This window comes from Tessaracoccus sp. OS52, from assembly GCF_020687685.1.
Lineage (GTDB): Bacteria > Actinomycetota > Actinomycetes > Propionibacteriales > Propionibacteriaceae > Arachnia.
The window spans coordinates 130,424-143,384 of the sequence record NZ_JAJEWM010000002.1; the positions used below are offsets into that span (position 1 = coordinate 130,424).

Consider the following 12,961-nt stretch of genomic DNA (forward strand, 5'->3'; position numbering starts at 1 on the left):
CGGACCGGGGAACTCAGGCCAGTACGGACTCGATCTCCCTGGCCGCACCCGCCGGACCGGGAGCTTCCTCGAACGACCTGCGCAGTTCCGTCAGCCCCGTGGTGGGACCGGACGCCAGGACTTCGTCGGCGATCCGACGGATGGCCTCGGGCGTGACGTCGTGCTTGGGGAGCACGCGTCCGGCGTCGAGTTCCTGCATGCGGTAGGCGTTGAAGAACTGGTCGGCTCCCATGGGGGTGAGGACCGCAGGCACGCCCATCAGGACGGTGTCCGTGGCGCTGCCGAAACCGCCGTGGGTGAAGCACAGGTCAGCCTCGCGGAGCACGTCGGTCTGCGGGACGAACGAGCGCAGGATGACGTTGTCCGGCATCGGCCCAAGCTCAGCGACGGTGGCGGCGCGCCCCGTCGTCATCACCACGAGGGCGTCGCTGCCGGCGAAGGCGTCCGCGATGGCGCGGAAGTACGCGGTCCACCGGTTGAAGACAGTGCCCAGCGTGGCGTAGACGACCGGGCCGTCGTGGGCGCGCAGCCGCTCCAGCGGGAAGTCGGGGTCGGGCGCAGACATCGTCGGGGAGGGTCCGGCGAAGAAGCACCGCTCGTCGAAGTCGTCGGCGAAGGGCTGGTAGTAGCGGCTGGCGGGACTGATGTTCAGCACGCTCGACTGAGGGCGAAGCAGGTCCAGCAAGTCCCTGGGCCTGGCACCCAGGATCAGCGGCCCGACGACACGGGCCGCCAGCGTGCGCAGCGCCGGGGTGCGCAGGAGATGACGCGCCGGCGCCGGCATCCCCGTGGCCAGTCCCGCCAGGTGCCGGATCACCCGCTCGTTCTGGAAGAACACCGGGGACAGGAACACCACCGGCAGGTCGAGATCCCGCTCCAACTCAGACACGGCCGGGTTGATGCCCGCTGCCACGACGGCGTCGTAGTGCGGGGCCAACAGCTTGATCGACTTGTTCATCGCGGAGAACAGGGCCCGCCCATTGCGCAGCAGTTGGCTCGGACTGATGATCGGTTCGGCCGGGCCGAAGGGGACCAGGGTTGCTCCCGTCCGCTCGACCTTGTCGCGGAACGCCTCCCCCATCAGGAAGTCAACTTCGTGCCCTCCATCGACCAACGCCTTCGTGAACGGCATCGCGGGGTTCGCCAGCCCGTACGCGGGTACCCCGGCCATCAGGATTCGAGCCATCTCAGCCTTCCGTCTGTCCGTCCACCCATTGTGATCCCCCACGCGGCCATAACGGGATGCGGACCGAGGATCAGCGGACAACTCCCGGGAGCCGTGCCCCCGAACACGGCTCCCGGGAGTCCTTGCGCAACCACTACGAAGTGGCTACGAAGGCCTCATCCGCGAGGAACCCTGGCTCCACACGCAGCACCCCGGCATCTCCGGCTGGAATCTCAAGCACGACGTTGCCCGTGACACTGGCTCCCCCGTAGAGCTCGTCGAAGCCCAGCGCCTCGGGGGCGACCACCATCGCGTCGGTAGTGGTCACGACGTTCCCGCCGGCAGTGATGTAGGAGACCTGGACACCGAAGGGGGTCGCCGCTTCGGCGGCCACACGGGTGAGCGTCACATTCACCAGAGCGTAGGTGTTGCCTTCGGCCGGCGGGTCGTTGAACTGGTTCTCACCCAGGACTGCCTCAGTGGCGTCCGCCGTGAAGGCGTTGACCGTGACCTGCCACTCGTCGGTGCCGATCGTCGTTCCGAGCGGCAACGGCTGCTCACGGGTACCCAATCCTGAAGCGATGGGCTCACTAGTTGCCTGCGGCGTCGCGGTGTCGGTCGAGGGCGCCTCGCTCGGCACCGTCGTCTCCTCACCTGGTTCCCCGGTCTCCGCCTGCGGAGTGGACGCCACGACGGTGGACGTCGACTCCCCGATGGCGTCATCGATGATCCGAGCGGTTGACGCCATGAACGCAAACGCTCCAGCGATGGTTCCGACGATGGACAGCACCAGCGCCCACACCGCCAGCTTCTTGGGCTTGTCGCTGCCCACCAGCGCGACGATCGAGAGCACGAATGCAATGGGAAGGAGGATCCAACCGATCAGGTAGGCGCCCTCCCAGACGGCGAAGACGAAGCCGATGACAGCCGCCACGAAAGCGACGATGGCGAGGGTGTTGCGCGGCTTGGCAGCCGGCTCGGGCGCCCAGGACCCGGGGGGCGTGCCACCGGTCTGGTAGGCGCCGGGTCCTCCCGGCTGGAATGCGCTGGACGGGGTGGTGCTCATGGCTTTCCTCCTGCTTGTGGTGTGCTCCCATCCCACCGCGAGGCCCCGCTCGCCCGCATCGGCCGTCCGGGTGGAGCAACACCGTCCGAACGGGTGGTGGCCGCGGGCTGGGAACAGGCGATCGGCCGATGCGACTGTCGGAGGCGCGTTCTAGCATGAGGCTGTGTTGAGGACCGAGGCCATTGATCGACGCCGGCCACCGTGGTGGCGGACGGCGCTGTTGATGCCGCTCGGTCTCCTCGGGACGCTCATCAGCGTGGTCTACTCGCCGGCGGGCTGGGAGATGACGGACTCCAACGCGGAGTCCGGCTCTGCCCTCCTCCTCGCTTTCGCCGGCATGCTCCTCGCCCTGGTGGGCTCGATCGCCCTCGCGTGGCGTCACAGGGCGCCGGTGTGGTTCGCCGTCGTCGCCGCCCTGCTCCCCCTCGCGATTCCCGTCGGCAACACCTTCGCCTACATCACGGTTGGCTCCCTCATCGGCCGTCGCCGTGGCCCGGGGGTGTGGGCCGTCACCGCCCTGACCATCCTCACCACCACCTGGGTGGTCGTCGCGGACGCCATGGCACAGCCTCTGGCGGCGTCGTTCGTCAAGAAGATCCTCACGGGTGCGCAAGCAGATCCCTCTCAGGCCGTCGACGTCGCCGTCGGGCCCGTGATCGTGATGGCCGTGGTGGGACTGGGCGCGAGCATCGGCGTGGGTCTTCTCCTGCGCGCCAGGCGCCTCGCCCGGCTCGCGGAGGCGACCGCCCGGGCGGAACGCCGGGTCAGCTCGGTACTCGGCGACGAGGTGGCCCGCCGCGAAGAACGCGAACGGATTGCTCGGGAGGTCCATGACGCTCTCGGTCACCGGCTCTCACTCCTGGGCCTCCACGCCGGCGCCATAGAGGCCAACTCCGAAGGCGACGAGCGACTGCGCACCTCTGCTTCACTCGTGCGCAACAGCGCCGAGGGCGCCATGGATGACCTGCGCTCGCTGCTGGGGATGCTCCGCAGCCCCACCGCAGACCAGCCTGAATTGCCACTGACCCTGCTGCCACGGGTGGTGGAGGAGTCCTTCGGCGCCGGTCAGCAGCTCAGCTCGTCGGTGTTCATCCAGGAGGCCGCGCACGCTGACCCAGCCTTGTCGCGGGCGGTTTACCGCATCGTCCAGGAGTTGCTGAACAACGCGCGCAAGCACGCGCCAGACGCCCGGACCGTCCTGTCGGTCATCGGCGGTCCGGACACGGGCATCACCATCGACGCGCGCAACCCGGTGCGTCCGCCTGCGGCGGCGGGGCCATCCGCTCCCGGGTCCCGCCGCGGGCTCTCGGGCATCGCGGAGCGTGCCGAGCTCCTGGGCGGTTCTGTCCGGTACGGGCTGGATGAGGGTGGCACCGTGTTCAGGGTGGAGGTGCGGCTGCCGTGGCTTTATGGCGGAGCTGGCCGGGCCGGCACCCAGGTTGTCAGTGGGCGCTCCTAGAATGCTGGCGTGCTACCCACCCGAGTTCTCCTCGTCGACGATGACCCGCTGGTGCGTGCCGGAGTCAGGTTCCTGCTCGACAGCGCCGATGACCTGGAGGTCGTCGGTGAAGCCGCCGACGGCGACGAAGTGGTATCGGCCGTCAAGGCCTCCAGGCCCGACGTCGTCCTCATGGACCTGATCATGCGTCGGGTCGACGGCGTCGCGGCCACAGCCGCAGTGCGGGCGCTGCAGCCGCCGCCGCACGTCATAGTGCTCACGACGTGGGACGTGGACGACGCCGTCGTGCGCTCGATCGAGGCGGGGGCGTCCGGTTTCATCCTCAAGTCCTCGAGCCGTGAGCTCATCGCGGCCATCCGGGCCGTCATGGCTGGTGACGCGGTTCTCTCACCCAAGAGCACACGCCAGCTGCTGGAGCAGTGGCGCTCCAAGTCCAATGAAGGGGCTGACCACGCCCGTGCCAGCGTCGGAAGGCTCACCGAGCGGGAACGCGAGGTTGCCGCGGCCACCGCAGAGGGACTCACCAACAACGAGATCGGCAAGCGGCTGTTCCTGGCCGACGCGACTGTGAAGACGCACCTCGCATCCATCCAGACCAAACTCGGGTTGCGCAACCGCACGCAGGTGGCGGTCACCGCCGCACTCGGTGGCCTCGTTTCAGAGCAGTGACACTCCCGGGTCCGCTCGCAGCTCCCGGACCTGCGAGCGACGCAGCACCACGAGGTCGAGCTCCAGCAGCGGGCCAGCCGTGGCGTCGCGACGGTCCGCAGCCGCCGGGGGCAGCCACACCTTGGCCTCGGGGTGCAGCGGCAGGATCTCGAGGACCAGCTCGGAGTCCCCGGGCACCTGGACCAGCCATGGACGTCCGTCGTAGAACCGGTCCGCCACCGCGGCGCCGTCGATGACCAGGCGCGCGACGTCGCCGGCGAAATGGATCTCAAGGAAGCCGCTGGAGCAGGGATCCGGATGCTCGCCAGACGGCACCCGGAGTCGGTAGCGCGCCGCACCCTCCCAGTCGGCCCCGTTCGGTGCCGCAGCCCGGGTCCCCGAGCGTCCCCACGATGCTGGTGGTTCGACGGCGTCGCGCACCAGCTCGGCTTCCAGCACCACACCGGCGGCCACGCCGTCGTCGTCGGTTCGCAGTCGGCGCCACTGCCCGTCGATGAACTCCGACACGCTCGGCCGACCCTCGGAACGCACCACCAAGGTGTCGCCGTCGAGCCAGACCGGGTCGGATGAACGCAGGACGCGGCGCTCGGTCCCCAGTACCCAGACCTGGTCGGCGTCGTTGGCGGCGATTACGACCACTCGCCGCCGGGTGTCGCCGACGGTGACCTCGATCACTCCGCCGTCGGTGAACTCCCAAACGCCGGGTGCGACTTGCTCGGCGTCACCGGTGACCGTCGCGTCGGGGTCCAGCGCCACCTGGGCAGCGATGCCGGGCTCGGCCACCAGGAAGACGCCCTCCTCCGTGGCGGTCAGCAGCGACGCCGTGGCCCACTTCAGCGTGAGCCCACCGACGGTGACGTTGACCGGCCAGCGCGCCACCGTCCCCGCCGGGATGGTGACCGGGCCATGGCCGATCGTCACCGGGCCGTCGGCCAGTTCGAGGCTCAGTTCCACCGCCGGGAGGTCCGGGAGGGGGATGTGGGGCTGGTGCCAGTTCAGGAAGACGAAGCCGCCATCGCCGTCGCCGCGGAAGCTCCAGCGGGGGCGCTCGTCTTCGGGGAAGGTGACGGGCAGCGTCGCGAGCCGGTCACCGAAGGCGTGGACGAAGGCGTGCTGGCGGCGCAGGCCCGGCATGGACGGTCCGGGCAGGCCGACCGCGGAGACGGGAGCCTGGAAGTCGTAGTCGAACTCGGGCAGGTCGTTCGGGTAGCCGGTGGCCTGCGACTCCTGCAGTCCCGGCTGCGGGTTCGTGCCGCCGGCGTACATGTAGTAGCCCTGCCAGGCCGATCCGCTGCCCAGCTTCGCATTGGCGACCGCGGGCACGTCCAGCGCCTCGAGCACGGGGCGGCGGTGGTACGCCGTCGCCATTCCGCCACCGAGCTCGCAGGTGGCGGCGGGGAACGTCGGATCCACCGGTTCGGCGACGAAGCTTGCGACGACCGCCATGTCGAGACCGCGGACGTCGGCCCCCACTCCCGGGTCGTCCCACTGCGGTGACATCCGGAAGTGGGCGCGGAAAGTCGCGTGCCAGGCGGAATCGTGTTCCACCCAGAAGCCGTCGGCGTACCCGGACCACACCGGCAGGAACTCTTCCGGCGGCAGGTCCGCGCCGCCCCACGCCGTCGCGGTCCAGATGGGTGCCGTGAGCCCGGCGTCGCGGGCCAGGCCCTTCAGTGTCAGCAGGTGCCCGGGCTGGTCGTAGAGCTCGTTCTCCACCTGGATGGCCACCACCGGGGAGTCCGGGCCGCACAGGTCCCCGACCTGCTCGCCCAGAGCCTGGAACCACTCCCGCACGAGCTCCAGGTACTCGGGGTCGTCGGTGCGGTGGGCCACCTCAAGTTCCTGCAGCCAGTCGGGAAAGCCGCCGTTGCGGGCCTCGGCATGCACCCACGGACCGAGGCGGAGGCAGACCAGCAGGTCCAGCGAGTGGCACAGCTCCACGAACGCCCGGATGTCGAGCTGGTCCTCGAAGGACCGCTCGCCGCGCACCGGCTCGTGATGCAGCCAGATCACGTAGCTGGAGACGACGTCGACCCCGCTGGCCTTCATCAGCAGGAGCCGCTGCCGCCATTCCGCGCGCGGCACCCGGGAGTAGTGCAACTCACCCGAGACGGGCAGCCAGGGCCGCCCGTCGAGCTCAAGGAACCGGCTGTTCAGAGCCACTCGGGAGTGCTGGTCCACGTCGTTCGCCATCGCCGGACGGGTCAGCGGCTTCGCCCAGCCTCCGGGCACCAGCGCGCGGGGTGTCATCATCGGTCCAACTCCTTGTCAGCGACGTACGTCATGAGGCTATCCCAAGCTGGATCGCAGGGACGGCTGCCCCCGCCCCACTCCCTTGAAACCCGCCCAAGGACTCACCGGGCTCAGAGGATGCCTCGCTCGTAGGCGACGCGCACTGCCGCGGCACGATCACTGACACCCAGCTTGTCGAAGGCGTGGGCGAGGTGGGTCTTGATGGTCGCCTCGCTCACGTGCATCCGGGCTGCGGCGCTGCGGTTGGTGAATCCCTCGGCGATCAGGCGCAATGCGTCCAGTTCCCTGTCCGTCAACTGCTGCTCGCCGGTCCGTCCGGCCAGGACGGCGAGCGCCTCGGCCGTGAGTACCGGGCGGCCCTGCGCCAGGTCGGTGACCGCGCGGACCAGTTCGGCGCGACGGGCGTCCTTGAGTAGGTAGCCATCGGCCCCGGCCTCCAGGGCGGTGCGGATGTCGCGCTCGGCGTTGTAGGTGGTCAGCACCAGGATGCGGGGGGTCGTGCGGCCGTCGGCGCGCAGGGCTGAGATTGCTTCGATACCGTCGCCGCCGCTCATCCGTAGGTCCATGAGGACGACGTCGGGGCTGGTGGCATCGATGACGACGAGGGCCTCGCGGCCGTCGCCCGCCTGGCCGACCACCTCGACTCCTGGTTCGGTGGTGAACATGCCGACGAGGCCGTCGCGCACCACGGGGTGGTCGTCGACGACGACGACGCGGATGGGTTCGCTGGTCTGGGTCATGTGGGCACGACTGCGGTCAGGACGCAGCCTCCTCCTTCTGGCAACTCGAGGTCGAGGGCTCCGCTGGCTCCGCGCAGACGTTCCCGGATGCCCGCCAGCCCGAAGCCGCCGGTGGTGGCGGCCGGGTCGAAACCGTCGCCGTCGTCAGCCACCCGGAGCCGGACGTCCTGTGTCGTGTAGGTGAGGGTCACGTCGACGGCGGTGGCGTGGGAGTGCTTGGCGACGTTGGACAGCGCCTCCTGGCAGATGCGCAGCAGGTCGGCATCGTGGGGCGTGGGGTTGGGGTCGCCTGTCGTGCGGAAGGTGGCGGCGATGCGCGTGCCCTCCGACCAGGCCGCACACAGTGAGCTGAGGGCGTAGTGGAGATCGGAGTGGTCCAGCAGCGGTGAGGCCAGCGCGCTGACGGCTCGTCGGGCCTCGGCCAGGCAGTCCCGCACCGTGCGGTCGACGCGGTCCAGGACGGCGCGGGCGTCGGTGAGGCTCGAGGACTCCGAGGCCGCTTCGATCTGCCGGAGGGCGGCGATCAGGCCCTGGGCGACGGTGTCGTGGATGTCGCGGGAGAGCCGCTGACGTTCCTCCAGCACACCGGATTCCCGGGCCTGTTCGACGATCTGGTGCTGGAGCGCCTCATTTATCCGGTGGGCCTCCTCCAGCTCGTCGAGGGCCGCGCGCAGGCGCGTCACCGTCTGCTGGCGGTGCCGGTCGACGTGCACCATGCCGACTGCCAGACCCCCGTTGGCCAGCAGCAGGAAACCGAACAGTACCGGCCGCTGCACCACGCCGTCGGGTCCACCGGACTGGGCCAGAGCGCTGAGCGACGCCGCCGCGATCAGCGCCCAGGCCTGGCCCCTCGCGGGGAACACGGCCACAGCGTCGAGGTAGCCGACGAAGGCGTAGATACCGAACACCGGGCTCATGCTGACCAGCGCCAACGTCAGCGCCAGGTTGAGCACGAACCCGGCGATGCGCTCGCCGCGGGAGCCGCAGCGCAGCAGCCACAGCCGGAGGCCAAGGGTCGTCGACGTGACCGCGATCAGCCACGGCAGGCGGTCGGGCGCGACGGGGGCGCCACCCAGCGCGAGCGTGACCACGAAGGCGAGGGCCAGTAGCACGAAGGGGGCGGCGACCAGGCCGCGGCCCAGCCACCTCCCCTCTTCGCTGCCGACGTCGGAGGCCTCGGCGGTCGTCGGAATGGTCACGGCGCCTCCAGCCGGAAGGTGCGGGCCGCCACCGCGAAGCCGACGATTGCCCAGGCCAGCATCACAACGACGGCCGACGCGTCGGGCCACTGCCCCGCCATCGCGTTCAGCATGCCGCCGGCGGCAGCACCGCCGGGGGTGAGGTCCGAGATGACGGTCAGCACCGGCGGGAACACGGCGCGGGGCACCCACATGCCTGCGGCGAACCACATGCAGGCAGCAACGAATCCGCCGATCCCAGCGCCGACGCGTGAGTTCTTCGCCACGCCGCACAGCATGGCACCGATGGCGAGGAACGACAACGCTCCGAGCAGTGCGGTGAGCGCGAACGCCGGCAGGTTTGCCGGGAGCGGAAGCCCCAGCAGCGCCGGCACGAACACGAGCAGGGCCGTCATGAGGACACTCAGTCCGAGGACCACGACGACGATGGCTGACAGCAGCGTCCACGCCGGCACCGGGGTGGTCCGCATCCGCCGCAGGACCCCGAACTCGCGGTACTGCGTCACCACCGTCGGGAGCACCTGCAACGCCAGCACCGACGACGTGAACAACACAAGCACCGGCTGGTAGACCTGCGCGAAGCTCATCCCGCCCAGGTAGGGCTGCGGGGCCGCGACGGGCGGCACCAGCGGGGTGACCACAGCGGCCAGGAAGGGCAGGACAACCGCCCAGATCACCGGCGCAGGCTCCCGTCCCAGCAGGCGCACCTCGGTGCGCAACAACATGGGGAACGCATTGGGGGCAGTCATCGGGCCTCCTCCTTCCGGGTCAGGCTGACGTAGGCGTCGTCCAGCGACGGCGCGGTGATCCGAAGACCCTCGAACTCGATACCCGCCCCCGTGAGGCCGCCCAGCACGGCGACGGGACTCGCCTCGGACCCACGGACCGTGACCTGGTTGCCCTCCACCTCGACGGTGGCCACCGAGGGCAGGTCGGCCAGCCAGGCCACGTCGGCGGCGTGGCTAGTGGTGAAGCGGATGATCGACTGGGCCCCGCTGTGGGCCAGCCCGGCCGGGCTGTCCAGGGCGACGACGCGCCCGCCGTCGATTATGGCCACCCGGTCACATAAGAATTGGGCCTCCTCCATCGAATGGGTGACCAGCATGATGGTCACTCCGTCGCTTGTGAGGTCGCCGAGGAACTCCCAGATCTCGCGGCGGGCCGCCGGGTCCAGGCCCGTGGTCAGCTCGTCCAGGATGGCCACCCGCGGATTCCCGACCAGCGCCAACGCCACCGAGAGACGTTGCTGCTGACCGCCGGAGAGGTGCTCGAAGCGCGTGTCAGCCTTGTCGGCCAGCCCGAAGCGCTCCAGCAGCTCGTCGGTGGCCCTGGGGTTGCGGTAGAACGACCGGTACAGCTCGATCGACTCCCGCACCTTGATCTTCGCCGGCTGCCGCGACTCCTGCAGCTGCATTCCCAGGAGCTCGCGAAACTCCCGCTCCTCCGCCGCAGGGTCGAACCCGGCCACCCGGATGGAGCCGACGTCGCGGGGCCGGAGCCCGCCGATCATCTCCACCGTCGTAGTCTTGCCAGCCCCGTTCGGGCCAAGGATGCCGAAGACCTCCCCCTCGGCCACCGACAGGTCGATGCCCTGCACCACGGGTCTTCCCGAGTAGCTCTTCCGCAGATCGCGGACCTCGATGATGTTCATGCCCACCACGGTCCCCTGATTACAGTCGCCGCGGCTCATCCAACCCGGTGGAGCGCGACTCCCGATCGGATGAGGTCGCCACCCGCGCTCAGCGTCCGGTGACGCCCGGATGTTGCTCGAGATGCACCCTAAACTGCCTGCCCAACGGGGCGGCCTGCCGCGCGAACCCTGACATCTGGGCGCCAAGCCTCCGGGAAGGATCGAGATGATCGACGACGAACTCAGCGCCGCGCTGCGCACGCTCCGCGAGGCCAACCACGAGGCCCTCTTCGATCCTGCCCGGCGAGGCCCCGGGACCGTGCCTACGGGTGCTGACCGGTTCCTTGCCCACTACGGGACACAGCGGGGCCACAAGTTGCTCGAGGGCGTCCAAGAAGTGTGGCAGGAGGCGCGGCGAGTACCCGACCCCGGCGGTCCCATCACCGGCTACGGTCTTGAACTCAGGAAGTGGGCCGCGACCCGACCCGACATCGACCCCCGTGCGCTTCAGGAAATCATCGACCGCCTCATGTTCCAGAACCGATGATCGAACCCATCGAGGCGGACCATGTCAGAGACACCTGCAGGCCTGAAGCGAACCTTCCGGGGCTAATCCTTACCGTGGCGGATTGGGGGCGCGGGTCCTTCAACCTGCCAGAGGAAGCCGCCTCAAGATGCCCGTGCGCTTGCGCAGTTCGCCGGCGATTGCGTCTAGTTCGGAGTGTGTGACTGCGAACATGTTGGGGCGGTTGGGCATCACGAAGAGTTCGAACTGGCTGAGTTCCACCACTGGTTTGAGGAGGGTCCGTGTGATGAACGGCTCGTTTGCTACGAGAATGAGCTCCGCTTCCACGGCCTTCTCCATGGTGGTGGGGCCGTCGGGCTCGTCCCAACGTCGGGGGCGGGTAGCTTGGAGGTCGGTCTCGGTGACCACGGCGTAGCCGAAGAGGCCCGCGGTGTTGCCGCCTCCCATTTGCCACAGCAGCACCACGTCTCCTGGGAGCACTTCCTCCTCGTGGCGGCTGATTGGGAGGATCCATGAGTCGATGCCATCGTTCCAGTCGTCGCGGCAGTTCTCCGCGTAGGTCGATGACATCTGGAACAACCAGGTGTAGCCCAGAGGATGCCCGTCGGCGTCGCGCATTCCATTGGACACACGGGTGAGGTCGTGGGCGGCTTGTGTGAGGGTCTCGTTGGCGCGGATGGTGCGCACGACTTCGTTGGCGTCGAGGTGGTTTTCGGAGCGCCATTGGTCCAGGGCGGCCCGGTTTGCCGATCGCTTACGCGCTGAGGCCTGGGTGCGGGTGTGGTGCCAGTCGAGGGCGGCTGCCGCGTAGTCGATGACGGCGATGCTTCGGGCCGTGCGGATGGCGTTGAGCGCCGCGGGGACGTGCACGCCGCTGTGGAGAAGGTATGCGAACACGAGTGAAGGGCTGCGGTTGATGCCCATGTGGCAGTGGACCAGGACTGTGCTGTCGGGGGATCGAAGCGCCTCATCGATCCAGGCGACGGCGGTGTCGAACCAAGCGTTCGGTTTGCGCTGGCCGTCATCGTCGACACCGAGGTGGAGGTATTCAATGTGCGGGGCGTGCTCGGCGACGACGGCCCGGTCGTCGCGTTCCACCCGGGTGTCGATGATGTGTGTCACGCCCGCGTCGACGAGCTCACGGAGCTGCGTCAAAGCGAGGCCGGTGTAGCGGGTCTCGAAATCGCCGCCCACGACGATTCGGTCAGTGACGAAGTCAGCGTTAGCGGTAGTGAAGGTGTACATCAGGGAGTCCTTTCGTGGTCGTTGGGACCACTGTGCCCGTGTGGCATCGGCAAGCTCCCAGATCCGTAACCCCGGGTTACATCCGACCCGGCAGGTCCAGATCGTTCTTCGTCAGCGACCGGGAATCCACGAGATAGCGGCCAAGGGCATCCACATCGACCAATGCATGATCACTACGGGCCGCTTGAACCCTCAACCGGTGGACAGTCTGTTTGAGTACCCCCACGCTGACTCCCAATTCGGCTGCGGCGGCCTCGTACAGAGCCGACGGGCGCTCCCCGCCACACAGCAAGTGCCGAAACAGCACCGCCATGCGGTACCGCACCACGGGCGAGGCATCCTCGATCCAGGAGGGAGACGGGCGCAACGTGCCCGCACCCTTCCCTCTGGGCAACAGTCGCTTGACGCCTTCTGGCAGGGAGACCGCCAGCAAAGCCGTTAGCCGATCCGGCATCCCAGGCCATGCCGCTTCTGCCGTGTCCCCACGGCTGATCAACACCGCACCGCCCCTGTAGACGGTGGAGTCCAATGCGTCGGATGTGACGCGCATCTTGTAGCGCGCAAGGTTCGTCAGGATGGCCCCGCTTGGATGCCTGGCGATGGACGCCTGCCGGCGCGACACCCAGCCCGGCTCGAGGTAGATCTCGGATCCGTGCTCCCGGCCGAGTCGATAGCGCGGAGCAGTCAATGTGCGCTGGAGGACCTGGTCCTCAACCAGGATTTTCAGCGTCCCCCACGGCGGCATGAACTCAGTCTGGCATACCGGTTCGCGGACTGCGTGCTGCGCGTCTAACACCTCGATGCTGGCGAGCGCGGTGAATCGGTGGCGGGATTGGCGGCGGTGGATGCGCCGGCAGTGGGATGGATCGTTTGGGTCTGCTGCACGAACCGGTGACATCAGCGTTGCGTGGGGCCACCTCCCCGTCGCGCATCACGGCCCAAGCATGGTCCTAGGCTCGCCGTGCAGGCGGGTGCGTGAACCCTCAGCGTGCAGGTTCACTCACCGTGG

General features: G+C 68.9%; 12 protein-coding genes. 3 read left to right on the forward strand and 9 right to left on the reverse strand.

The window, feature by feature from the left end; genetic code table 11:
* Positions 1 to 13 precede the first annotated feature (13 nt).
* Positions 14 to 1,186 (reverse strand): nucleotide disphospho-sugar-binding domain-containing protein, encoded by a 1,173-nt coding sequence (locus LKO27_RS10195; RefSeq protein WP_227737399.1) that lies wholly within the window; start codon positions 1,184 to 1,186, stop codon positions 14 to 16.
* Positions 1,187 to 1,319: 133 nt separating this feature from the next.
* Complete coding sequence (locus tag LKO27_RS10200) at positions 1,320 to 2,231, reverse strand: hypothetical protein (protein ID WP_227737400.1); 912 nt, start codon at positions 2,229 to 2,231, stop codon at positions 1,320 to 1,322.
* A 163-nt stretch (positions 2,232 to 2,394) separates the two neighbouring features.
* On the opposite strand from LKO27_RS10200, the gene LKO27_RS10205 reads away from it, so the two are divergent.
* Both LKO27_RS10205 and LKO27_RS10210 read left to right on the forward strand, forming a co-directional pair.
* Positions 2,395 to 3,690 carry a histidine kinase gene (locus LKO27_RS10205; protein ID WP_227737401.1) on the forward strand — a complete coding sequence of 432 codons (1,296 nt, stop codon included), beginning with the start codon at positions 2,395 to 2,397 and terminating at the stop codon, positions 3,688 to 3,690.
* Between the two features lie 9 nt (positions 3,691 to 3,699).
* Positions 3,700 to 4,359 carry a response regulator transcription factor gene (locus tag LKO27_RS10210; protein ID WP_227737402.1) on the forward strand — a complete coding sequence of 220 codons (660 nt, stop codon included), beginning with the start codon at positions 3,700 to 3,702 and terminating at the stop codon, positions 4,357 to 4,359.
* Here LKO27_RS10210 and LKO27_RS10215 read toward each other — a convergent pair.
* The 5 genes from LKO27_RS10215 to LKO27_RS10235 all read right to left on the reverse strand — a co-directional run bounded on the left by LKO27_RS10215 (position 4,348) and on the right by LKO27_RS10235 (position 10,202).
* A complete protein-coding gene (locus LKO27_RS10215) occupies positions 4,348 to 6,612 on the reverse strand; it encodes a beta-galactosidase (RefSeq protein ID WP_227737403.1) in 2,265 nt (754 codons plus the stop codon). The two genes, LKO27_RS10210 and LKO27_RS10215, sit on opposite strands and share 12 nt — an antisense overlap.
* Before the next feature lie 110 nt (positions 6,613 to 6,722).
* A complete protein-coding gene (locus tag LKO27_RS10220) occupies positions 6,723 to 7,352 on the reverse strand; it encodes a response regulator transcription factor (protein ID WP_227737404.1) in 630 nt (209 codons plus the stop codon).
* Entirely contained in the window at positions 7,349 to 8,551 is a 1,203-nt protein-coding gene (locus LKO27_RS15595; protein WP_227737405.1) for a sensor histidine kinase, read from the reverse strand. The genes LKO27_RS10220 and LKO27_RS15595 overlap by 4 nt, the downstream gene beginning before the upstream one ends.
* Entirely contained in the window at positions 8,548 to 9,300 is a 753-nt protein-coding gene (locus LKO27_RS10230; RefSeq protein WP_227737406.1) for an ABC transporter permease, read from the reverse strand. Before LKO27_RS10230 ends, LKO27_RS15595 begins: the two co-directional genes overlap by 4 nt.
* Entirely contained in the window at positions 9,297 to 10,202 is a 906-nt protein-coding gene (locus tag LKO27_RS10235; protein WP_227737407.1) for an ABC transporter ATP-binding protein, read from the reverse strand. Before LKO27_RS10235 ends, LKO27_RS10230 begins: the two co-directional genes overlap by 4 nt.
* Positions 10,203 to 10,407: 205 nt before the next feature.
* On the opposite strand from LKO27_RS10235, the gene LKO27_RS10240 reads away from it, so the two are divergent.
* Entirely contained in the window at positions 10,408 to 10,728 is a 321-nt protein-coding gene (locus LKO27_RS10240) for a hypothetical protein (RefSeq protein WP_227737408.1), read from the forward strand.
* A 99-nt stretch (positions 10,729 to 10,827) separates the two neighbouring features.
* Here LKO27_RS10240 and LKO27_RS10245 read toward each other — a convergent pair whose 3' ends face one another.
* Together LKO27_RS10245 and LKO27_RS10250 are read right to left on the reverse strand one after the other, a co-directional pair.
* Entirely contained in the window at positions 10,828 to 11,952 is a 1,125-nt protein-coding gene (locus LKO27_RS10245) for a dual specificity protein phosphatase family protein (RefSeq protein WP_227737409.1), read from the reverse strand.
* Positions 11,953 to 12,028: 76 nt separating this feature from the next.
* Complete coding sequence (locus LKO27_RS10250; RefSeq protein WP_227737410.1) at positions 12,029 to 12,697, reverse strand: FHA domain-containing protein; 669 nt, start codon at positions 12,695 to 12,697, stop codon at positions 12,029 to 12,031.
* Positions 12,698 to 12,961 lie beyond the last annotated feature (264 nt).